Genomic DNA, 20620 nt, shown 5'->3' on the forward strand with positions numbered 1-20620 from the left:
CGTGAACGTCAGCCGGTCGATTTTGACATGACGTTAACGTAAACGTAAGTGCGAACCGTGTTTATGTTACGCCGGATGCCGCCGGGCGATTTGTCTTATTGATGACAATGTAAGCGGCCCCCGCAAGGCGCGCGAGGCCGCCTGGGTGCTGCCGGGCCTGGGGTTACAGCAGCCCCGCGGGGCGCACCCTGCCGTTTCTGGCCGTTTTGGCGCGACGGTGTTCCGCCCTGCGGCGGCGCGACTCCTTGGGGTCGAAACTCAGCCCGCGGTAGATCTCCACGCGGTCGCCGTCCGCCAGCCTGGCTTGCGGCTCGGTCGCGCGGCCGAAAATCCCCACACCACGCTCCCACGGCTGCACAACGGGAAAGGCTTGGGCGAATCCACTGGCGGCCAACGCGTCGGCCACCGTCGCGCCCTCGGGCAACTGGATTTCACGCAGCCACACATGGCCCGGCAGGGCATAGCAGACGCTGATGTTCAACAGCGCCGCACCGGCGGGTTCATTCCCCATACTTGGCCTGCGCCCGCTTGGTGAAGGAATCGATGAAGCTGGTCGCAATGCGGTTGAACACGGGCCCCACCACCATTTCCAAGGCGCGATTGGAAAACGCGTATTCCATGGTGAACAGCACCTTGCAGGCGTCTTCGGCCAGCGGTTGGAATTCCCAATGCCCGATCAGGCTGGAGAAAGGGCCGTCCACCAGCTCCAGGTCGATTCGGTCCGGATAGACGTGGGTATTGCGCGTGGTGAAGCGCTGCTTCATCCCGGCGAAGCTGATCAGGATAGAGGCCTGCATGCCATGTTCGTCGCGGGTCTGCACCTCGGCGCCGCCACACCACGGCATGAACTCGGGGTACTTTTCCACGTCAGCGACCAGATCGAACATCTGGGCGGCGCTGTAAGGCACCAGGACGGATCGTTGTACTTTGTGCATCGACTATCGCAAATGGCTAGAATGGCAAGATTTTACCGGCACCGCACGACCTGGGCCTAATAACGGGAAAAGCGCGGCGTGGCACGTCCAAACCCGGCCCCGCCAGTCAGCCCCCCCGAAAAGACCCGCAAAGCCCCCAGGCAAAAAAGGCGTTATGAGCATTATCGACAATCGCAAGGCCACGCACGACTATTTCATCGAAGACCGCTACGAAGCCGGCCTTGTCCTGCAAGGCTGGGAAGTCAAGGCGATCCGCGATGGCCGCGTGCAGCTCAAGGAAAGCTACGTCATCGTACGCGATGGCGAACTGTACCTGCTGGGCATGCACGTCAGCCCGTTGCCGACGGCTTCCACCCATATCCACCCCGATGCCATGCGCACGCGCAAGCTGCTGCTCAAGGCCGAGGAAATCAGCAAGCTCATCGGCAAGGTCGAGCAGCGCGGCTACACGCTGGTGCCGCTGAACCTGCACTACAAAAACGGGCGCATCAAGCTGGACTTCGCCCTGGGCCGCGGCAAGAAGATGTTCGACAAGCGCGACACCGCGCGCGAAAAAGACTGGCAGCGCGAAAAAGAACGCATCATGAAGCACGACACGCGGGCCCCTCGCAAAGACAAGGCCGATTAACGTCAGGCCACGGCCGCCAACGCGGCAGGCTCGACCAGCCCCACGATGCGGTTGCGCCCCGCCGACTTGGCCGCATAGAGCTTGCGGTCGGCCCTTTCGAAAAAAACCTGCAGGCTCTCGCCGGGCATCCATTCGGCGATGCCCGCGCTGAACGTGTATGAAATGGTGCTGCCGCCATGCGAACAAGGCGTTCGGTGCACGGAATCCAGCAGCCGGCCCGCTACGTCCATGACCGCATCGGCGCGCATTTCGGGAAACAGCACGCCGAATTCTTCGCCGCCCACGCGGCCGACGTGGTCGCCCGTGCGCAGCGTAGCCGTCGCCAGCAAGCCGAAATGCCGCAGGACCGCATCGCCCGCCGCATGGCCGTGCGTGTCGTTGATGGCCTTGAAGTGGTCAATGTCCAGCAACAGCAGGGTCAAGGGCCGGCGCATGCGCAACGCCTGCGCGCAATAGCGCTCCGCCTGCATCCACCACGCCTTGCGCGACATCAACCCGGTCAGGAAATCGGTATTGGCTTCGTGCTCGCGGTCGGCCAACATGCGATCGTGGATCACCATGATGGTGCCCAACGTCAGGCAAGGCATCACCAGCACGCCCAGCGTCAAATAGGCAATATTCCATACGCTGGGTTCAAGCAGCGTCTGCGGCGGCACCAGGTGCAGCACATGAGCGCCGGCCCGCACACCGCAAATCGCGGCCGACACCATCGCTACCGACCACACAAAACGGTAGCTGTAACGCGACCGGTGCGCCGGCATATTGCGCTGCACCGTGAAGGCCACGGCCAAAAGAAACCCCATCTGCAGCAGCGACATCGCCACGATGCGCGGCCCAACTTGCCAGTCCACGTAGGTATAGCCCAGCAGCACCACCAGCGCCGCCAGGCAAGCAAGCGTCATCAGGTGACGCGGCACGCCAAGCCCCATCAATCGCCGCACGCCTGTGTAGTACGAACAGAGCGCAAGCGCGATGGCCGAGTTCGGGACGATGACGGACAGCCACAAGGGCGCCGCCGTGTTCTGCAGGCCAAACGTAAAAAACGCCAACAGCGTGAGCAAGTTGGCGCGTATGGTTTCGCGAATGCCGGCCATGCCGCTACGCGCCAGGGATCCCAGCACGCACAAGGACAGCACTCCCGCCAGCCCTGCTATCAAAAGCAAATTCACGGGAGCGATCATGGCCGGGGCGCCGCAAGGCGCGGTGTCAAGTGTTGCGCGTAGACTTCACAATGGTCATGGCGGAAGCGATCATGCCGCCTACGTCCGCCAGGTTGGCCGGCAGGATCAGCGTATTGCCTTCCTTGGCCACATTGCCGAACGCCTCGACGTAGCGCTCGGCCACCTTCAGGTTCACGGCCTCCATGCCGCCCGGATGCCGCACGGCATCGGCCACTTGCGTGATGGCTTTGGCGGTGGCCTCGGCGATCGCCAGCACGGCAGCGGCCTCGCCCTGCGCCTGGTTGATCTGCGCCTGCTTTTCGCCTTCGGAACGGGCGATGGCAGCTTCACGCTCGCCGGTGGCGATGTTGATCTGTTCCTGGCGGCGGCCTTCCGAGGCCGCGATCAGCGCGCGCTTTTCACGTTCGGCGGTGATCTGCGCCTGCATCGAACGCAGGATCTCGTTGGGCGGCGTCAAATCCTTGATCTCGTAGCGCAAGACCTTCACGCCCCAGTTCAGCGCGGCCTCGTCCAGCGACGACACGATGTTGCTGTTGATGGAATCGCGCTCTTCGAAGGTGCGGTCCAGTTCCATCTTGCCGATGACGGAACGCAAGGTGGTCTGCGCCAGCTGCGTGATGGCCGAGATGTAGTTGGACGAACCGTAGGACGCGCGCATCGGGTCCGTCACCTGGAAGTACAGCACGCCGTCGACCTGCAATTGGGTATTGTCGCGCGTGATGCAAACCTGGCTGGGCACGTCCAGCGGGATTTCCTTTAGCGAGTGCTTGTACGACACGCGTTCGATGAACGGGATGACAAAGCCCGCGCCGGGCGACAGGACGCGGTCGAACTTGCCCAGGCGCTCGACCACCCAGGCGTGCTGCTGGGGAACGATGGCGATCGACTTGATGACGATCAGGATCGCCAGCGCGACGACGACGAGCAGGACGATAGTGGAAGTATCGATCATGATGTAAAGCCTCTCCTGGAGTAAGTGCGAGGGCGCCTTTACCTGCCGGCAAGGGCGCCCGCTGCGGGCTGCGCCTGGCGCAAGCCGGTTCTATTGTGCCGAGCCCGGCGTGCCCCGGGGGGTCAGCACCAGGATCGAACCACGCAGTTCGGTAATGATGTGTTCGCCGGCGCGTGGCGTCTGGCCGCGGGCCAGCTCGGCCTGCCAGTGGGCGCCGCGGTACCAGACGCGCGTGGTGCCCTGGTCTGACCAGGCTTCGACCGCCACCGTCTGGCCGATATCCAGATTGACGTCGGCATTGCGGGCCGAGTTGACCTCGCGCTTTTTCAGGACGCGTGTTTTGCGTAGCAGCAGCAAGCCCAGCAGCAGCACGACGCCGCACGCCACCAGTTGCCATTCCAGGCCGGCGCCCAGCCAGGCGGCAACGCCCGCAGCCGCCAATCCCAGGGCCACCAGCAGCAAATAGAAGGTCCCCGTCGCCAGTTCCCCGATAAGGGCCAGCGCGGCCAGTCCCAGCCAGATCCACATAGTCTTAAGGTCGCCTGAAAGGATGAGTCGTGAGCGGATTGTACGTATTTCCGGGACGCAACGGGGCGGCATCGCGTCCTCGTGCGCATTCGCACTGGATTATGATGTACGTAGATGCCGCAGTCCCATCCGGATCGTCGGCATCTGCCTCTTCCACGCACAAGCTTCCATGACCGCTGCAATATCTTCCGCCCTACCCGTCCTGATCCTGCACACCGGCGATCCGGACGACACGCTTAAAAGCCAGTTCGGCGGCTATGCCGAACAACTGGCGCAAGCGGCCGGCCTGGGCACGGACGCCGTCGAAATCGTCGCCGTGCACGAGGGCCAGCGCCCCCAGGCCCCCGCCCGCTATCGCGCCGCCCTGATCACCGGTTCACCCGCCATGGTCACGGACAAGGAACCCTGGAGCGAAGACACCGCCGCCTGGCTGCGCGATGCCGCCACAGCCGGCCTGCCCATGTTTGGCGTCTGCTACGGCCACCAGCTGCTGGCGCACGCGCTGGGGGGCAAGGTGGGCTATAACCCCGCCGGCCGCGAAGTGGGCACGCAAACGGTCGAACTGCTGCCGCCAGCGTCGGGCGACAAGCTGCTGGCCGGGCTGCCGCCCACCTTCCCCGCGCAAATGCTGCACGCCCAGACCGTGCTGCAACCGCCCCCCGGCTCGGCCGTGCTGGCGCGCTCCGACCTGGACGAGCATCAGATGATCCGTATCGGCCGCAACGTATTTTCCACCCAGTTCCACCCCGAATTCGGCCCGGACTTCGTCCGCGCGCACCTGGAGCGCTACGGCCGCCGCTATGCCGCCGAAAACCTCGACATTCCCGACCTGTCCGCCAATGTCCGCGCGACGCCGGTGGCGGGCGGGTTGCTGCGCCGGTTCCTGGATGTCTACGCACCTGCCTGATCGGCCCCTTCCGCACGCAACATCCGGAGTGCGGCGTCCGGGCTGCTTTGAGACCATGGGTCATCGCGCATCCGACCATGCGCACGACAGGAGTCCCGTATGAGCCCAGCCGCAGCCCCCTTGAGCAAACAGCATGCCGCCGCCGTCGAGCGCGCCTGCCGCGCCCTGGAGGCCGAGCAGCCGCCCGATCTGTCCACCCTGGCGGAACAGGCCGGCATGAGCCGTTTCCATTTCCACCGCATCTTCAAGGCCGCCACGGGCATCACGCCCAAGGCATATGCCAATGCCCTGCGCGCCAGCCGCGCGCGCCAGCAGCTCAAGCAAAGCGCCAGCGTCACGGACGCCATGTACGAGGCCGGCTTCAATTCCAGCGGCCGCTTCTATGAAGCCGCGCCGGCCATCCTGGGCATGACGCCCACCGCGTTCCGCAGGGATGGCGAAGGCGTGGATATCCGCTTCGCCGTGGCCCAATGCTCGCTGGGCGCGCTGCTGGTCGCGGCCAGCAGCACCGGCATCTGCGAAATCGCCCTGGATGCGGACCCCGAGCAATTGGTCCGCAACCTGCAAGACCGCTTCAAGGCGGCCCGGCTGATCGGCGCCGACACGGAATTCGAAGCCTGGGTGGCCGCCGTGGTGGGCTTCGTGGAAGACCCATCCCGGGGTCTCGACCTGCCGCTGGACGTGCGCGGCACCGCTTTCCAGCGCCGCGTCTGGGAAGCCCTGCGGGACATTCCCGCCGGCACGACCGCCACCTACACCGATATCGCCGAACGCATCGGTTCGCCGCGCGCCGTGCGCGCCGTGGCGCGCGCCTGCGCCACCAACAACATCGCGCTTGCCATTCCCTGCCACCGCGTGGTGCGAACCGACGGGGCGCTGGCCGGCTACCGCTGGGGCATCGACCGCAAACGCGTGCTACTCGCTCGAGAAGCGCAAGCGGCCTGATCTTGCCGTAACCCCGGCGCTTGTCCGGAAAGGTTCGGCGAAAAAAAAGCCCCGCATCGTTTCCGATGCGGGGCTTTTTGATCAGAGCCAGCCAGTCGTTACTTGGCCAGGCGCTGCCAGGTGTCGACCACGGTATCCGGGTTGAGCGACATCGACAGGATGCCCTCGTCCTTCAGCCATTGCGCAAAGTCCGGGTGGTCGCTGGGGCCTTGGCCGCAGATACCCACGTACTTGTTGGCGGCCAGGCAAGCCTTGATCGCGCGGCGCAGCATGAATTTCACGGCTTCATCGCGTTCATCGAAGTCGGCGGCCAGCAGTTCCATGCCCGAATCGCGGTCCAGGCCCAGCGTCAACTGCGTCATGTCGTTGGAACCGATCGAGAAGCCATCGAAGTACTGCAGGAATTCGTCGGCCAGGATGGCGTTGGACGGCACTTCGCACATCATGATCAGCTTCAGGCCGTTTTCACCGCGCGCCAAGCCGTGCTTGGCCAGCAGGTTGACGACCTTTTCCGCCTGGCCCACGGTGCGCACGAACGGCACCATGATCTCGACGTTGGTCAGGCCCATGTCATCGCGCACCTTCTTCAGCGCTTCGCATTCCATGCGGAAGCACTCGGCGAAGTCTTCGGCGATGTAGCGCGACGCGCCGCGGAAGCCCAGCATGGGGTTCTCTTCCTCGGGCTCGTAGCGCGAACCGCCAACCAGCTTGCGGTACTCGTTGGACTTGAAGTCCGACATGCGCACGATCACCGGCTTCGGGTAGAAGGCGGCGGCAATCGTCGCCACGCCTTCGGCCATCTTCTCGACAAAGAACGCGCGCGGGCTGGCGTGCCCGCGGGCCGCCGATTCCACGGCCTTCTTCAGTTCGCCGTCCACATTCGGGTAGTCCAGGACCGCCTTCGGGTGAATGCCGATGTTGTTGTTGATGATGAATTCCAGCCGGGCCAGGCCCACGCCGCTGTTCGGGATCTGCGCGAAATCGAACGCCAACTGCGGGTTGCCCACGTTCATCATGATCTTCAGATCGATGGCGGGCATGTCGCCGCGGCGCACTTCTTCCACTTCGGTTTCGATCAAGCCGTCATAAATGCGGCCTTCGTCGCCTTCCGCGCAAGACACGGTCACGGCCTGGCCTTCCTTCAGCAGGTCGGTGGCGTTGCCGCAACCCACGACAGCCGGAATGCCCAGTTCGCGCGCGATGATCGCCGCGTGGCAGGTACGGCCGCCACGGTTCGTCACGATGGCAGCGGCACGCTTCATCACGGGTTCCCAGTTGGGGTCCGTCATGTCGGTGACCAGCACGTCGCCCGGCTGGACCTTGTCCATGTCCGAAATGTCGGCCACGACGCGGACGGGGCCCGCACCGATCTTCTGGCCGATGGCGCGGCCGGTGATCAGGACCTGGCCGGTCGCCTTCAGGCGGTAGCGCTGCTGGACGTCGTTCACGCCCTGCTGCGACTTCACCGTTTCCGGACGCGCTTGCAGGATGTAGATCTTGCCGTCGACGCCGTCGCGGCCCCACTCGATGTCCATCGGGCGCTTGTAGTGCTTTTCGATGATGACGGCGTAGCGGGCCAGTTCATTGACCTCGTCGTCGGTCAGCGAATAGCGGTTGCGCTCGGACACCGGCACGTCGACGGTGCGCACGGCACGGCCTTCGGGACGCTCGGGGTCGAATTCCATCTTGATCAGCTTGGAGCCGATGCGGCGGCCGACGATGGGGAATTTGCCTTGAGCCAGCGTGGGCTTGAAGACGTAGAACTCGTCGGGGTTGACCGCGCCTTGGACGACGGTTTCGCCCAGGCCGTAGGACGACGTGATGAACACGACGTCTTCAAAGCCCGATTCGGTGTCGATGGTGAACATGACGCCGGCGCTGCCCTTGTCGGAACGCACCATGCGCTGGATGCCGGCCGACAAGGCCACATCGGCGTGGGCGTAGCCCTTGTGCACGCGATAGGAGATAGCGCGGTCGTTGTACAACGACGCGAACACGTGGCGGATCTTGTCCAGCACGTCGTCGATGCCGACGACGTTCAGGAAGGTTTCCTGCTGGCCGGCGAACGAGGCGTCGGGCAGGTCTTCCGCCGTGGCCGACGAGCGCACGGCGAACGAACCCTTGCCGTCAGCGTCCAGCTTGGCGAAGGCTTCGCGGATCTGGGATTCGAATTCAGCCGAGAACGGAGCTTCGACCAGCCATTGACGGATTTCCGCGCCGGCGTTGGCCAGTTCGCGCACGTCTTCGGGGTTCAGCGTCGTCAGGCGTTCAGCGATGCGCTTGTCCAGGCCCGAGGCCTTCAGGAAATCACGGAAGGCGTCAGCGGTCGTGGCAAAGCCGCCCGGCACGCGGACACCCGCGCCAGACAGCTGGCTGATCATTTCGCCTAGTGATGCGTTCTTGCCTCCTACCGAGTCCACGTCCGTCATGCGGAGCTGCTCGAACAAAACAACATACGACATTGAAGTCACCTTTTACAATGGAATGAAAGCGAGTTTGGTCAATGGATGGATAGGCGGAAAAATCCGCATTTCCAAACGCTGACCAAACTGGCCTTGGACCGCCCTTGGGGTGACTTATAGGGGCCTGATTGTACTCGGTGGAGTACCCTCGCCTATCTGACTGGTTGGAATTTTTTACACATGACATCTACCCCGATCGTACGCACGGTATACATCGTTTCCGACAGTACCGGCATCACCGCTGAGACCTTCAGCCAGTCGGTGCTCTCCCAGTTTGAAGAGGTCCAGTTCAAGCCGATCCGCCTGCCTTTTGTCGACACGCTGGAAAAAGCCGCCGAGGTCGCCATGCGCATCGACCGCAGCGCCCTGGAAGCGGGTGTGCCCCCCATTGTGTTTAGCACCCTGGTCAACCCCGAAATCCTGGCCCGTGTTCGCCAGGCGAACGGCATCTTCATGGATCTGTTCGGCACCTTCGTCAGCCATATCGAACAAGCGTTGGGCCTGAAGTCCAGCCATTCTATCGGCCGCTCCCATATGCAGGCCAATTCCGAAAAATACCGCAACCGGATTGACGCCATCAATTTCAGCCTGGCGCACGACGACGGCCAGTTCGTGAACCAGCTGGACCAAGCCGATGTGATCCTGGTGGGCGTTTCCCGTTGCGGCAAGACGCCCACCAGCCTGTATCTGGCCATGCAATATGCGATCAAGGCGGCCAACTTCCCGCTGACGCCCGACGATTTCGAACGCGGCACCCTGCCCTCCACCATCGCCCCACACCGCGGCAAGCTGTTCGGCCTGTCCATCCAGCCCGAACGCCTGGCCGAAGTCCGGAACGAGCGCCGCCCCAACAGCCGCTACGCGCAGCTGGAGCAATGCCGTTACGAGGTCGCCGAAGCCGAGCGCATGATGCGCCGCGAAGGTATTTCCTGGTTGTCCAGCACCACCAAATCCATCGAAGAAATCGCGACGACGGTATTGCAGGAAGTGGGTTTGGACCGCGGTTAAAAAAAGCCAGGCCGCACCGACGATGCGCCCTGGGCTGGACCCTTATTCAGTAGAAGGGGCCGTGATCAGAAACCCGGCATCCGCTCGGGACTGGCCGCGCCCCAATACCGCAAGCCTCGCATTTCGTTTTCAGCCACTTCGGGCGGGTCGACCAGTTGCATCGACAACTTGCCGACCGCGCCGGTGGCGCCATAGACCTCGGCCATGACGCGCACATACCGTGTCTGGCCCGGATCCAGCATGAAGCTCACCCCGTCGCCCGTCCAATGCAAATTGGTGACCACATAGCTGCCGGCAGGCCGATCGACAAAGAAAAAGCTGCCTGGCTTGTTTCGGCCGACCACAACATCGTTGACGCGCAGCTTCTGTTGGGCCGCCGCCAGGTTTGTGGGCTGCGGTTGATAGAAATAGATCCGCCCCTTGCCTTCGGCGATCGGTGGCAAGCGGCCATGCAGCGCGTCAAACTTCGGGCCCGCGCACCCCGCCAGCAACACAGCGGCGAAGATCAGTGCAGCACCCTTGATCCACGATTTCATTGACGCATCTCCACAGGCAAGGTGACGGGGCGGGACAGAGCCATATATGCGCTTTCGCCGGGCAGATAAAAACCCAGCAGCTTGCCGGATGACGCCACTAAATAGGCTTCACCCTGGCGCCGGGCCTGAATGGTGAACAAGCCGCTCATCGCGCGATAGACATCGCCCTGGGGCAATGCACCCACGCGACGCCACTGCGAGGCGGCCGGCAGCGTAACGCTGCTTTCATTTGGCAAGGCCGCGATCACAACGCGGGACAGCTGGATCGTGTGGATCGGGTCAGCGGCAGCGACGGGAGTCATGCCGATTTTCTCTGTACTGACCGACATGCAAGCGCCCAGCGCAAGCGCGCAAGTGGACACCACCAGCAATACCCGGCCGACACGGGACACCCGCCCTTGCGTCGTCCACGCCTTCGATCTCGTAACCGGCGATGCCGCCATAGCCACCTCGGAGAAATTTAAAAGCGTGAAGTATATGAGTGCGACTGATTTTTACAAAGCGTGCGTTGTCAATAACGCAGCCGCTGCCGGTCGTGCCGGCCCGCGCCCCAATAATGCAGGCCGGCCAGCGCTTGGGTAGCCGCTTCGGCGGAATCCTCCAGCCGCAGCGCCGGCTTGAGGCCGTCGGCGTCCACACGCACGTAGATCGTCTGGCCACTGGAAAGCTCGGTCTTGAGCGCGGCGTCGGGATCCTTACGGTCCGCGGCGATAACCAGCGTTCGCGCACCGGCGGGACGGTCGACAAAGAAGAACCTGCCCGGACTGGATCGGCCGACCTTGCGGCCATCAACCATAATGACGGGCCGCAAGGCGTCGGTGCGCAGGGCCAAGGCGGGTTGATAAAAATAGATGCGGCCCAAGCCCGGCTCAATATCCGGAATGCTGGACGAGACATCCGCATAGCGCGGTCCCGCGCAGCCCGCCAGCAACAACAGCGCCGCTGCCGAGGCAACCACCCACCTGGAAATCATCTTCATCTTTCGCCCTGTTTAATCGTCCGATTGATCGTTCGCGCACGGCCGTCACGCGTCACGCAACGCGCGAGTATAAACGGGGCCATGTCACTGGGCCCTGGCAAAAAAAGGGGAAAAAAGGGCGGATTTGTCAGTATCCAGCGCGGGAAAGTGCTTGGCGACGCTGCTCGAACAGGCAAACCGCCGCGGCCGCGCCGACGTTCAAGGACTCGACCGCAGCCATGTCGTGCGGGATACAAACCTTCAGGCGCGCGGCGGCAAGCAAGGCCGGATCCACGCCTTGACCTTCGTGCCCGAAAACCCAGGCACAGCGGGTTGGCAGCGCGCCTTCGTACAGGTTTTGTGCACCGTCCAAAGCTGCGGCCACCAGCGGCACCCGCAGGCTGGGCAGCAAAGCGGCAAGATCGACATGTTCGTGGATGGCCAGCGCGAAGTGCGCGCCCTGGCCACTACGCAAGACCTTGGGTGACCATGCGGCGGCGGTGCCGGTGGCCAGGAACACGCGTTTCACACCCGCCGCCGCGCAGGTACGCAACAGCGTGCCGACGTTGCCAGGGTCTTGGATGCGGTCAAAGAGCACACAGTTTTCGTCAACGTCGACGGGCATTTCCGACGCGGCGGGAGTGACGAGGAAGGCAACGCCCTGCCCGCTTTCCACGCTGGCCACCGAGTGCATCAGCCGCGCGTCCAGCGCCAGGCAGCGGGCATCCGGCACGGCGGCCGCCAGCGCTGCGATGTCGGGCTGCGACAGCCGGTCAACGTCGAACACTGCCTGGTCGGGCGCGCCGTAATGCTGCAGCCAAGCCTGGCACAGGTGAACGCCGTCAAGCAGGACCGGGGCGCCGCGCTTGCCCGCCGCCCCCGCCAGCTTGACCAGCGCCTTGACCGCGGGATTGTCGCGGGAACTGATGTGCTTCATGAGACCAGGCCGAAAGCCTTGATGGGAGCGAAACTGCGGCGATGTTCGGCGCAAGGGCCATGTTCGCGCAGCAACTGCAGGTGCAGCGCCGTGCCATAGCCCTTGTGCTGGTCGAACGCATACTGCGGATACAGCGCGTGCAAACGCATCAGGTCGGCATCGCGTGCGGTTTTGGCCAGGATGGATGCGGCGGAGATCGCCGGCACCAGAGCGTCGCCCTTGATGACCGTCTGCACCGTGCAGGCCAGCTTGGGCGCCTGGTTGCCGTCCACCAGCGCCACCTGGGCGGGCGTGGACAGGCCCTGCACGGCCCGCTGCATCGCCAGCATGGTGGCGCGCAGAATATTCAAGGAATCAATCTCGCCCACGCTGGCGCTGGCCACGCACCAGGCCAGCGCGCGTTCCTGGATCAGCAGCGCCAGCGCTTCGCGCGTGGCGGCTTTCAGTACCTTGGAATCGGCCAGCCCCTCGATCGGCCGATCGGGGTCCAGGATGACTGCCGCCGCGTACACGGCGCCCGCCAATGGGCCACGGCCGGCTTCATCCACCCCGGCCGTCAGCAGCGCCGGTTGCGCAGGCGCCACGAACAGGTCAGGCTGCTCCACCGGCCACCTCCAGGATCGCCTGCGCGGCCAGGGCTGGCGTGTCGCGCAGCAATTCCTGGTGCATGGCGGTAAAACGGGCTTCGACGCGCGCGACCAGCGCGTCGTCGGTCAGCGACGCCCAGGTGGCCTCGGCCAGCTTATCGGGCGTGGCGTCGTCCTGCAGAAGCTCGGGCACCGCGAAGTCGCGCAACAGCACGTTCGGCAGGCCTACCCAAGGCAGGTAAGGCCGTTGCTGACCGGACTTCCAGGTCATGATCCGGCGCATCCAGGGCGACAGCACGTAAGAGATCACCATGGGCCGCTTGTACAACGCCGTCTCGAGGGTGGCGGTGCCGCTGGCGACCAGCACCGCGTTCGCGGCTTCCATGACGGACCAGGCCACCGGCGCCTTGCGGTCGCCGCCCGCCCCGTGCAGGTCGTCCGCCGTGATGCAGCGCAGACCGGGCACGGGGTGTTCAGCCAGAATCGCCTGGAACTCCGCGCGCCGCTGATCGTTGACCATCGGGACGACGCATTGCAGGGCCGGGTCTTTTTTTAGCAGCCGTTGCGCCGCCTGAAGGAACCGGGGCGCCAACAACCGTATCTCGGATGAACGGCTGCCCGGCAAAATCGCCAGCACGCGGGCGTTCTGGTCGATGCCCAGCCGTTCGCGCGCGGCGGCACGGTCGGGTTCCATCGGAATGGCGCCTGCCAACGGATGGCCCACATACGTGACCGGAATGCGCTCTTTGCGGTAGATCTCTTCCTCGAACGGGAATAGCACCAGCATGTGCGACACCGATTCGCGGATCTTGTGGATGCGTTCGTAGCGCCAGGCCCAGATCGAGGGCCCGACGAAATGCACCGTGGGCGTGCCCGCCAGACGCAGCTGGTGCTCCAGCCGCAGATTGAAATCGGGCGCGTCGATGCCGACGAACACCGAGGGCGGTTCCGCCAGCCAGCGGCGCTTGACGTCGCGATACGTGCCCAGCAGGCTGGGCAGCCGCTTCAAGGCGTCTACGTAGCCGAATACGGTCAGGGCATGCATGGGATGCCAGGTGTCGAACTCGCGGGCCTGCATCTGCGGCCCGCCAATCCCTTCGCAGCGAACACCGGCGTCGCGTGCTTGCAGACCGGCAATGATGCGTCCGGCCAGCAAGTCGCCCGAAGGCTCGCCGGCCACCATGCCGATCCGCGCGCTCATGGACGAATGATGCCGCGCGATGCGACGTCAAGGAAATCGAGCAACGTTTGCAGATGCTCGGCCGCCTCGGGCGTGTCTTGCTGGCGCTTGCGCAACTCGGCGCGCGCCACGTCCAGCGGCAAGCCGCGGCGATACATGATCTTGTAGGCTTCACGCAGCGCCGAGACCATCACCGGGGTAAAGCCCCGGCGCTTCAGTCCTTCGACGTTGATGCCCACGGGACGGCACGGATTGCCGGCCGCCAGCACGAACGGAGGCGAATCCTGCATCAACGAACTATTGCCGCCGGTCATGGTGTGCGCGCCCACGCGCGAGAACTGGTGCACGCCGGTCAAGCCGCCGATAATTGCCCAGTCACCCACGTGGACGTGTCCGCCCAATTGGACCGAATTGGCCAGGATCGTGTGGCTGCCGATGTGGCAGTCATGCGCGACGTGCACATAGGCCATGATCCAGTTGTCGTTGCCCAGCGTCGTTTCGCCACCATCCTGCACCGTGCCGGTATTCAGCGTGACGAATTCACGCACGGTGTTGCCGTCGCCAATCGTCAGGCGCGTTTTTTCGCCCGCGTACTTCTTATCCTGCGGCATGCCGCCGATAGAGCAGTAACGGTAAAAACGGTTATTGCGCCCGATGGTCGTGACACCGTCGACCATGCAGTACGGGCCGATCTCGGTTCCCGCGCCGATGGTCACATCAGGCCCCACCACCGCGAACGGTCCGATCACGGCAGTCGGGTCGATTTTTGCCGCCGGATCAACGACAGCGGTAGGATGGATATGTCCTGCCATTTACTCTTCCAGGCTACGAATCGCGCACATCAGTTTGGCGGACGCCACTTCCTGTCCGTCGACTGTCGCGCGCGCGGCATATTTACAGATGCTGCGGCTCAGGCGTTCGGCTTCGACTTCGATGCGCAACTGGTCGCCCGGCACGACGGGGCGGCGGAAGCGCGCGCCATCGATGCCGACGAGGTAATACGCCGTCTTGGAGCCTTCGCACTTCAGTCCGCCGTTTTCATCCGTGAACGAAAACAAGGCCGAGGCTTGCGCCATGGCTTCGACGATGAGCACGCCCGGCATCACCGGATGGTGAGGAAAATGGCCGTTGAAAAACGGTTCGTTGATCGAGACATTCTTGATGGCGACAATGGATTTGCCGGGCACCATTTCAACGACGCGATCAATCAGCAGCATCGGGTAACGATGCGGCAGCCTCTCCATGATCCCCTTGATGTCGAGTTCCATTTTTCTATGCTTTCCTGCGAAATGAAATAATGTTGGCGCGTGCGCGCCAGGGCGGCAAACGCGCGCCCTAGTCTTTTTCCAGCGTCCGCACGCGGCGGCGCAGTTGCGCCAACTGTTGTATCACGGCAGCGTTGCGCTGCCATTCGCCATGCTCCGCATACGGGAACACCCCGGTATAGCGGCCAGGCTTCGAAATGCTGGACGTCACCGCCGTGCCGCCCGATATATGCACGTCGTCGGTCAGGCTGAGGTGGCCCGACAGCATCGCCGCGCCGCCAATGGTGCAGCGTTCGCCGATGGTGGTCGAGCCGGCAATGCCGACGCATGCCGCCACGGCGGTATGCGCGCCGATGCGCACGTTGTGCGCCACCATGATCTGGTTATCCAGCTTGACGCCGTCCGCCACCACGGTGTCGTCCAAGGCGCCACGGTCGATGGTGGTGTTGGCCCCGATTTCGACATCGGCGCCGACAGTCACGCCGCCCAACTGGGGAATCTTGCCCCAGGCGCCCTTGCCCAGCGTCGGATCCGGCGCGAAGCCGAATCCGTCCGCACCCAGCACGGCGCCGCTGTGGATGATTGCCCGGGCGCCGACCTTCACGCCTTCATACAGCGTGACGTGGGCATGCAGACGGCTTCCGGCGCCGACAGACGAGCCGGCGCCGATGACGCAGCCGGGTCCCAACACTGTGTCGCGGCCGATGCGCGCCCCGGCTTCCACCACGCAATTAGGGCCGATACGCACGCCTTCTTCGATCACCGCGTCGGGCGCGACCACCGCGGAAGGATGCGTGGCGGCAGGTTGCGCAGGCCGCCGGGCGGCATCGAACCATTGCGCGACACGCGCGTAAAGCAAATAGGGATGCTTACAGACGACCAGCGCGAACGGCGGCCGGGCGCCGCCCTCGGCTTCCAGGGCCTCGGCGACGTCGGCCGAGACGATGACTGCCCCTGCCTGCGTGGCGCCCAGTTGGCTTTGGTAGCGGGGGTTGGCCAGGAAAGCGATTTCCTGGCTGCCGGCCGAAGACAGCGTTCCGATGCCGCGGACCCGCAAGGGGTCCGCGCCGGGCGCCGCGCTGATACGCCAGTCCATTCCCTGGGTGTCGGCAGCGCTCAACAGTGCATCAAGTGTGGGCGCGCGGGCAAGATCCAGTAAAACCGGCATAACTCGACGGGTACTGCTTACTTGCCCAGGCTCTGAATCACCTTGTCGGTGATGTCGATGCGCGGGTTGACCGTCACGGCGTCCTGGATGATCAGGTCGTAGCTTTCTTGCTCGGCGATGCGCTTGATGGCCTCGTTGGCCTTCGTCACGATGCCCGAGAACTCTTCATTGCGGCGGCGATTGAAGTCTTCCTGGAATTCGCGACGCTTGCGTTGCAGGTCGGTATCCAGGTTCGACAGTTCGCGCTGGCGCTTGACGCGATCCGACTCCGACAGGACAGGCGCATCCTTGTCGAACTTTTCGGCTTGCGAACGCAGGCTGCTGTTAAGACGCTGCAGTTCGTCGTCGCGCTTCTTGAATTCAGCTTCGATCTTGCTTTGCGCCGTCTTGGCCGGGCCCGATTCACGCAGAATCCGCTCGGTGTTGACGAAGCCGATCTTGGTGTTTTGAGCTTGCGCGGGGATCGCAGCAGCCGAACCGAGAATGAGCGCACCCACCAGGGCAATGGAGCCGCCCAGCTTGCCACGGCGTTTCACGCCCGGCGTCTTCGATGATTTAAGTGCGAAATCAGACATCATGAAAATCTCACCTTCCAGTAAGGCAAAGCCAAAGTGTGTATTGTGCCACTAAACAGCAAGGGAGCCGGCCCAGCGGGCGCCTCCCTTGTTTTCAAGCGTAACGGCTCGCTTAGAAACCCGTTCCGATCTGGAACTGGAAGCTTTGCTTGTCGTCACCCGCCTTGGAATTAAGCGGACGGGCGTAAGACAACTGCAACGGCCCCATCGGCGACTGCCACGACAGGCCAATACCTGCCGAGAAGCGCCAGCCGCAAGGATCTTCGACCTCGGTGTTGTTGCGGCCGCGCGTGCAGCTCAAACCGCTGCCCGCCGCCACCTGGCCCGCATCGCTGAAGATAAACCAGCGCAACGTGCGGTCCTTCGAGGCGCCCGGGAACGGCAGATACAGCTGCGCGTTGGCGATCACGCGGCGGGTACCGCCCAGATAATCGCCCGTGAGCGTATCGCGCGGACCCAGCGACGACCCTTCGTAGCCCCGAACGGTACCGATACCGCCGGCGTAGACGTTCTTGATGATCGGGTAGTTCTTGCTGCCGTAGCTGCGGCCCCAATCCACCATGCCGTTCAAGGCCAGGGTGTAGGAGCCGCCCAGCGGCACGAAATACTGCTGCTGACCGGTCAGCATCGTGTATTGCAGGTCGACCGTGGACACATCGGCCTTCAGGCGGGTGTACGAGCCCTTGGTCGGGGCCAGCGCGCTGTCGCGCGTGTCGTTGGACCAGCCCGTGCTGAAGATCACCGAGTTCGTGGAATCGCCGTATTGGCCGACGAAGTCCTTGTAGGCCTGCGGCGAATTCGTGAACAGGTCGATCTGGTTGTGTTCGAAGTTGGCGCCCAGGAAGATTCGGTCGTATTCCGAGATCGGAATGCCGAAGTTCATGCCCAGGCCGATCGCCTTGACGCGGTAGTCGCCGTCGTTGTTGTTCCAGGGTTCGGTCACGCGGTAGTACGCGGAGGTCGTGCGGCTGATGCCGTCCTTGGTCCAGTACGGATCGGTGTGCGACAGCACGATCGCGCGGTTCGTCTTGCTGGTGTTCAACTGCAGCGTCAGGTTGGTGCCGCTGCCGAAGACGTTGTCTTCGCTGATGCCGGCCGACAGAATCGCCTTTTCGGACGAGCCGTAGCCCACGCCCAGGTTGATCATGCCAGTGGGCTTTTCCTTCACGTCGACGTTCACGTCGACCTGGTCGGGCGAACCCGGAACCGGATCGGTCTTGACGTTGACGTCGCTGAAGTAGCCCAGGCGATCCACGCGGTCGCGCGAGGTCTTGATGTCTTTGGCGTCGTACCAGGCGGCTTCTTGCTGGCGCATCTCGCGGCGCACGACTTCGTCGCGCGTGCGGGTGTTGCCGCCGATCTGGATGCGGCGCACGTAAACGCGGCGGCTGGGATCGACGTAGAACGTCAGGTCGGCTTCGTGCTTGGCGCGATCCAGCTGCGGATTCGGGTTGACGTTGGCAAACGCATAGCCCAGCTCACCGAGGTAATCCGTGATGGCTTTGGCCGAGCCGTTGGCCTTGGCGGCCGAAAACGTCTCATCCGGCTTGATCTGCACCAGCTCGTTGATTTCCTTGTCCAGGCCGAGCAGGTTGCCGGCCAGTTTCACGCTGCGCACCTTGTAGGGTTCGCCTTCGTGGACGGTAATCGTGATGCGGATATCTTTGCGGTCGGGAGAAATCGTGACCTGCGGGGGCTCGACCGAGAACTCCAGGTAACCCTGGTCCAGGTAGAACGAACGCAGGCGTTCAAGATCGCCCTCGAGCTTTTCGCGCGAGTACTTGTCGGTGTCCGTGTACCAGGTCAGCCAGCCCGGCGTCGTCAGCTTGAATTCATCAAGCAGATCGCTTTCGGAGAAGGCCTTGTTGCCGACGAAACGGATTTCCTGGATGCGGGCAACGTCGCCTTCGAACACGTCGAAGCTCACGCCGACGCGGTTGCGCGGCAGCGGAGTTACGGTGGACGTCACTTCGACGCCGTACTTGCCCTTGGACAAATACTGTTGCTTCAGTTCGTATTCGGCGCGTTCAAGCATGGAACGGTCGAAAATGCGGCCTTCGGCGAATCCCACCTGCCCGAGCGAGGTGGTGATGGCCTTGGAATCGAACTCGCGCATGCCGTTGAAGTTGACGGAGGCGATCGTCGGCCGTTCCTGCACGACCACGACGACCACATTATTGTCCGTCTGGATCTGCACGTCGGTGAAGAAGCCCGTGCCGTACAAGCGGCGGATCGCTTCCGTGGCTTCTTCTTCGGTGAACTTTTCGCCGACTTTGACGGGCAGATAACCGAACACCGTGCCGGCGTCAGTCCGTTGAATACCCTCTACGCGGATATCCCGCACGACAAAAGGGTCGAAGGCTTGGGCCATGGCCGGCAGCATTAATGCGGCGATCAGACCCGGCAGTACACCCTTTTTGTGATGAAACATCCGGCGAAAAGACATCCTTGAGTATCCTCGGTCGTGCAAATGGCGGGGGATTTTATGCTAAATCGCGTTTACGTGAATAAACGCGTGAAATCGTTGAACAGCGCAAGCCCCATAAGGCCTGCCAATAAACCTATGCCGGCGCGCTGCCCGATATCGATCCACCTCGCTGGCGGCGGGCTACCCCGCACAATTTCGACGAGATAGTACAGCAGATGGCCGCCATCCAGCATAGGAATAGGAAGCAAATTTAGTACGCCAAGGCTGATACTGATCAAGGCGATATAGGCGATATACGCAACAATGCCGATTCTTGCGGTCTGGCCGGCGTAATCCGCGATCGTGACGGGGCCGCTGACATTGCGCCAGGACACGTCGCCCGTCACCATGCGGCCCATCATGCGCAACGAGAACCAGGCGGTGTCCCACGTGCGCACGGCACCGCGCCACACGCTTTCGAAAACGCCATAGCGCACCGTGACCATTGGAATATCGCCGCCGAGCTGCACGCCCAGGCGGCCGATTTCCTGGCCGTTGACCAATTCCGGCCGAGGCGTGACGTTCAGCGTGATGGTCGCGCCTTGGCGCACCAGCGTCAGGGCCAGCGTCTTGCCAGCGCTTTCCTGGATTTGCTTGACGAGCGCGCCCGTGTCGGGCGTGGGCTGGTCATTCACGGCGATGACGAGGTCGCCCTGGCGCAAGCCGGCCGCCTGCCCTTCCCCGCCGTCGTTGACGGCGCGCACGGCAGGTTTGGGTTGCGCCAGGCGGATACCCGCCGCGGCGAGCGGATCGCCGCCAGAGGGGTCCATCGCGTTGGCGGGCAGGTTCAGTTCGCGCTGCTGGACGGCGCCTGCGGGCGTGCTGACTTCGATCTGGGCGCGACCGCCGGTGGCCATGACATCCATCAGGCGCCACCGGGCGTCAGACCAGGAACTGACTTCCTGGCCGTCGATCGCCAGGATGCGGTCGCCTGACAGCAGGCCGGCCTGCGAGGCAGGCGTATCGGCGGCAGGCTGGGCGATGATGGCTTGCGGTTCGTCGGTGCCGGCCATGTTCAGCCCGGCATACAGGAAGACGGCAAGAATGAGGTTGAAAATGGGGCCGGCGGCGACGATGGCGATGCGCTGGCCCACGGACTTGTTGTTGAACGAGCTGGCCACCTCGGCGGCCGAGGCGCCAGGAGGCGGATCGTCCTGCATCTTGACGTAGCCGCCCAGCGGCAAGGCCGAAACCGCCCATTCCGTGCCATGACGGTCGGTGCGGCGCAGGATGACCTTGCCGAAGCCTACCGAGAAACGCAGCACTTTCACCCCGCACAGGCGGGCTACCCAATAATGTCCCAGTTCATGGAAGATGATCAGGGAGCCAAGCGCTACCGCAAAGGCCAGCAGGGTGAAAAGCATCGGGATCGGAATCTAGAAAAGCTGAAAACAAGCGCGG

22 protein-coding genes are annotated in these 20620 nt (G+C 63.6%); 4 read left to right on the forward strand and 18 right to left on the reverse strand.

Annotation, left to right across the window (positions count from 1 at the left end):
• Positions 1-163: 163 nt before the first annotated feature.
• Together ACI0FO_RS06535 and ACI0FO_RS06540 are read right to left on the reverse strand one after the other, a co-directional pair.
• Complete coding sequence (locus ACI0FO_RS06535) at positions 164-511, reverse strand: RnfH family protein (RefSeq protein ID WP_416025123.1); 348 nt, start codon at positions 509-511, stop codon at positions 164-166.
• Complete coding sequence (locus ACI0FO_RS06540) at positions 501-935, reverse strand: type II toxin-antitoxin system RatA family toxin (RefSeq protein ID WP_105559689.1); 435 nt, start codon at positions 933-935, stop codon at positions 501-503. The genes ACI0FO_RS06535 and ACI0FO_RS06540 overlap by 11 nt, the downstream gene beginning before the upstream one ends.
• Before the next feature lie 154 nt (positions 936-1089).
• Here ACI0FO_RS06540 and smpB point away from each other — a divergent pair, with 154 nt between their 5' ends.
• A complete protein-coding gene (smpB, locus tag ACI0FO_RS06545; RefSeq protein ID WP_105559690.1) occupies positions 1090-1563 on the forward strand; it encodes an SsrA-binding protein SmpB in 474 nt (157 codons plus the stop codon).
• A gap of 2 nt (positions 1564-1565) precedes the next feature.
• Here smpB and ACI0FO_RS06550 read toward each other — a convergent pair whose 3' ends face one another.
• From ACI0FO_RS06550 to ACI0FO_RS06560, 3 genes are all read right to left on the reverse strand, one after another.
• A complete protein-coding gene (locus tag ACI0FO_RS06550; RefSeq protein WP_416025126.1) occupies positions 1566-2744 on the reverse strand; it encodes a GGDEF domain-containing protein in 1179 nt (392 codons plus the stop codon).
• Between the two features lie 25 nt (positions 2745-2769).
• Positions 2770-3696 (reverse strand): SPFH domain-containing protein, encoded by a 927-nt coding sequence (locus tag ACI0FO_RS06555; RefSeq protein WP_105559693.1) that lies wholly within the window; start codon positions 3694-3696, stop codon positions 2770-2772.
• Between the two features lie 90 nt (positions 3697-3786).
• Positions 3787-4224 carry an NfeD family protein gene (locus ACI0FO_RS06560; protein ID WP_416025128.1) on the reverse strand — a complete coding sequence of 146 codons (438 nt, stop codon included), beginning with the start codon at positions 4222-4224 and terminating at the stop codon, positions 3787-3789.
• Positions 4225-4393: 169 nt separating this feature from the next.
• Here ACI0FO_RS06560 and ACI0FO_RS06565 point away from each other — a divergent pair, with 169 nt between their 5' ends.
• Together ACI0FO_RS06565 and ACI0FO_RS06570 are read left to right on the forward strand one after the other, a co-directional pair.
• A complete protein-coding gene (locus tag ACI0FO_RS06565; RefSeq protein WP_416025130.1) occupies positions 4394-5131 on the forward strand; it encodes a glutamine amidotransferase in 738 nt (245 codons plus the stop codon).
• Between the two features lie 99 nt (positions 5132-5230).
• Positions 5231-6076 carry a bifunctional transcriptional activator/DNA repair enzyme AdaA gene (locus ACI0FO_RS06570; protein WP_416025132.1) on the forward strand — a complete coding sequence of 282 codons (846 nt, stop codon included), beginning with the start codon at positions 5231-5233 and terminating at the stop codon, positions 6074-6076.
• 98 nt (positions 6077-6174) lie between these two features.
• Here the strand turns inward: ACI0FO_RS06570 and ppsA are convergent, their stop codons facing one another.
• The gene (gene ppsA, locus ACI0FO_RS06575; RefSeq protein ID WP_105559698.1) at positions 6175-8538 is read right to left on the reverse strand and encodes a phosphoenolpyruvate synthase; all 2364 of its coding nucleotides are present in this window, start codon (positions 8536-8538) and stop codon (positions 6175-6177) included.
• 180 nt (positions 8539-8718) lie between these two features.
• Here ppsA and ppsR point away from each other — a divergent pair, with 180 nt between their 5' ends.
• Positions 8719-9546 carry a posphoenolpyruvate synthetase regulatory kinase/phosphorylase PpsR gene (ppsR, locus tag ACI0FO_RS06580; protein ID WP_416025134.1) on the forward strand — a complete coding sequence of 276 codons (828 nt, stop codon included), beginning with the start codon at positions 8719-8721 and terminating at the stop codon, positions 9544-9546.
• Between the two features lie 65 nt (positions 9547-9611).
• Here the strand turns inward: ppsR and ACI0FO_RS06585 are convergent, their stop codons facing one another.
• The 12 genes from ACI0FO_RS06585 to rseP all read right to left on the reverse strand — a co-directional run bounded on the left by ACI0FO_RS06585 (position 9612) and on the right by rseP (position 20583).
• Positions 9612-10082 carry a DUF2846 domain-containing protein gene (locus ACI0FO_RS06585; protein WP_416025136.1) on the reverse strand — a complete coding sequence of 157 codons (471 nt, stop codon included), beginning with the start codon at positions 10080-10082 and terminating at the stop codon, positions 9612-9614.
• Entirely contained in the window at positions 10079-10411 is a 333-nt protein-coding gene (locus tag ACI0FO_RS06590) for a hypothetical protein (protein WP_416025138.1), read from the reverse strand. Before ACI0FO_RS06590 ends, ACI0FO_RS06585 begins: the two co-directional genes overlap by 4 nt.
• A gap of 182 nt (positions 10412-10593) precedes the next feature.
• Complete coding sequence (locus ACI0FO_RS06595) at positions 10594-11061, reverse strand: DUF2846 domain-containing protein (protein ID WP_416025140.1); 468 nt, start codon at positions 11059-11061, stop codon at positions 10594-10596.
• 127 nt (positions 11062-11188) lie between these two features.
• Positions 11189-11977 (reverse strand): TrmH family RNA methyltransferase, encoded by a 789-nt coding sequence (locus tag ACI0FO_RS06600; protein WP_416025142.1) that lies wholly within the window; start codon positions 11975-11977, stop codon positions 11189-11191.
• Positions 11974-12582, reverse strand: a complete 609-nt coding sequence (gene rnhB / locus ACI0FO_RS06605; protein ID WP_416025144.1) for a ribonuclease HII — start codon at positions 12580-12582, stop codon at positions 11974-11976. Before rnhB ends, ACI0FO_RS06600 begins: the two co-directional genes overlap by 4 nt.
• Positions 12569-13765 carry a lipid-A-disaccharide synthase gene (gene lpxB, locus ACI0FO_RS06610; protein WP_416025146.1) on the reverse strand — a complete coding sequence of 399 codons (1197 nt, stop codon included), beginning with the start codon at positions 13763-13765 and terminating at the stop codon, positions 12569-12571. The genes rnhB and lpxB overlap by 14 nt, the downstream gene beginning before the upstream one ends.
• Positions 13762-14556 carry an acyl-ACP--UDP-N-acetylglucosamine O-acyltransferase gene (gene lpxA, locus ACI0FO_RS06615; protein ID WP_416025148.1) on the reverse strand — a complete coding sequence of 265 codons (795 nt, stop codon included), beginning with the start codon at positions 14554-14556 and terminating at the stop codon, positions 13762-13764. Before lpxA ends, lpxB begins: the two co-directional genes overlap by 4 nt.
• Positions 14557-15012, reverse strand: a complete 456-nt coding sequence (gene fabZ / locus ACI0FO_RS06620; RefSeq protein WP_006223429.1) for a 3-hydroxyacyl-ACP dehydratase FabZ — start codon at positions 15010-15012, stop codon at positions 14557-14559.
• A gap of 67 nt (positions 15013-15079) precedes the next feature.
• Entirely contained in the window at positions 15080-16177 is a 1098-nt protein-coding gene (lpxD, locus tag ACI0FO_RS06625) for a UDP-3-O-(3-hydroxymyristoyl)glucosamine N-acyltransferase (RefSeq protein ID WP_416025151.1), read from the reverse strand.
• A 17-nt stretch (positions 16178-16194) separates the two neighbouring features.
• Positions 16195-16755, reverse strand: coding sequence for an OmpH family outer membrane protein (locus ACI0FO_RS06630; protein WP_416025153.1), 561 nt, complete (start codon positions 16753-16755; stop codon positions 16195-16197).
• Positions 16756-16864: 109 nt separating this feature from the next.
• On the reverse strand, positions 16865-19198 hold the full coding sequence (gene bamA, locus ACI0FO_RS06635) for an outer membrane protein assembly factor BamA (RefSeq protein ID WP_416025155.1): 2334 nt from the start codon (positions 19196-19198) through the stop codon (positions 16865-16867).
• A 53-nt stretch (positions 19199-19251) separates the two neighbouring features.
• A complete protein-coding gene (rseP, locus tag ACI0FO_RS06640) occupies positions 19252-20583 on the reverse strand; it encodes an RIP metalloprotease RseP (protein ID WP_416025157.1) in 1332 nt (443 codons plus the stop codon).
• Positions 20584-20620: the final 37 nt, after the last annotated feature.

This window comes from Achromobacter marplatensis (assembly GCF_049060505.1).
GTDB classification, from domain to species: Bacteria; Pseudomonadota; Gammaproteobacteria; order Burkholderiales; family Burkholderiaceae_B; genus Achromobacter; species Achromobacter marplatensis_A.

Excerpts from the sequence above, each read along its gene's own strand:
- ACI0FO_RS06535 (WP_416025123.1), bottom strand. The coding sequence starts at position 511 with ATGGGGAATGAACCCGCCGGTGCGGCGCTGTTGAACATCAGCGTCTGC.
- ACI0FO_RS06540 (WP_105559689.1), bottom strand. The coding sequence starts at position 935 with ATGCACAAAGTACAACGATCCGTCCTGGTGCCTTACAGCGCCGCCCAG.
- smpB (WP_105559690.1), top strand. The coding sequence starts at position 1,090 with ATGAGCATTATCGACAATCGCAAGGCCACGCACGACTATTTCATCGAA.
- ACI0FO_RS06550 (WP_416025126.1), bottom strand. The coding sequence starts at position 2,744 with ATGATCGCTCCCGTGAATTTGCTTTTGATAGCAGGGCTGGCGGGAGTG.
- ACI0FO_RS06555 (WP_105559693.1), bottom strand. The coding sequence starts at position 3,696 with ATGATCGATACTTCCACTATCGTCCTGCTCGTCGTCGTCGCGCTGGCG.
- ACI0FO_RS06560 (WP_416025128.1), bottom strand. The coding sequence starts at position 4,224 with ATGTGGATCTGGCTGGGACTGGCCGCGCTGGCCCTTATCGGGGAACTG.
- ACI0FO_RS06565 (WP_416025130.1), top strand. The coding sequence starts at position 4,394 with ATGACCGCTGCAATATCTTCCGCCCTACCCGTCCTGATCCTGCACACC.
- ACI0FO_RS06570 (WP_416025132.1), top strand. The coding sequence starts at position 5,231 with ATGAGCCCAGCCGCAGCCCCCTTGAGCAAACAGCATGCCGCCGCCGTC.
- ppsA (WP_105559698.1), bottom strand. The coding sequence starts at position 8,538 with ATGTCGTATGTTGTTTTGTTCGAGCAGCTCCGCATGACGGACGTGGAC.
- ppsR (WP_416025134.1), top strand. The coding sequence starts at position 8,719 with ATGACATCTACCCCGATCGTACGCACGGTATACATCGTTTCCGACAGT.
- ACI0FO_RS06585 (WP_416025136.1), bottom strand. The coding sequence starts at position 10,082 with ATGAAATCGTGGATCAAGGGTGCTGCACTGATCTTCGCCGCTGTGTTG.
- ACI0FO_RS06590 (WP_416025138.1), bottom strand. The coding sequence starts at position 10,411 with ATGTCGGTCAGTACAGAGAAAATCGGCATGACTCCCGTCGCTGCCGCT.
- ACI0FO_RS06595 (WP_416025140.1), bottom strand. The coding sequence starts at position 11,061 with ATGAAGATGATTTCCAGGTGGGTGGTTGCCTCGGCAGCGGCGCTGTTG.
- ACI0FO_RS06600 (WP_416025142.1), bottom strand. The coding sequence starts at position 11,977 with ATGAAGCACATCAGTTCCCGCGACAATCCCGCGGTCAAGGCGCTGGTC.
- lpxB (WP_416025146.1), bottom strand. The coding sequence starts at position 13,765 with ATGAGCGCGCGGATCGGCATGGTGGCCGGCGAGCCTTCGGGCGACTTG.
- lpxA (WP_416025148.1), bottom strand. The coding sequence starts at position 14,556 with ATGGCAGGACATATCCATCCTACCGCTGTCGTTGATCCGGCGGCAAAA.
- fabZ (WP_006223429.1), bottom strand. The coding sequence starts at position 15,012 with ATGGAACTCGACATCAAGGGGATCATGGAGAGGCTGCCGCATCGTTAC.
- lpxD (WP_416025151.1), bottom strand. The coding sequence starts at position 16,177 with ATGCCGGTTTTACTGGATCTTGCCCGCGCGCCCACACTTGATGCACTG.
- ACI0FO_RS06630 (WP_416025153.1), bottom strand. The coding sequence starts at position 16,755 with ATGATGTCTGATTTCGCACTTAAATCATCGAAGACGCCGGGCGTGAAA.
- bamA (WP_416025155.1), bottom strand. The coding sequence starts at position 19,198 with ATGTCTTTTCGCCGGATGTTTCATCACAAAAAGGGTGTACTGCCGGGT.
- rseP (WP_416025157.1), bottom strand. The coding sequence starts at position 20,583 with ATGCTTTTCACCCTGCTGGCCTTTGCGGTAGCGCTTGGCTCCCTGATC.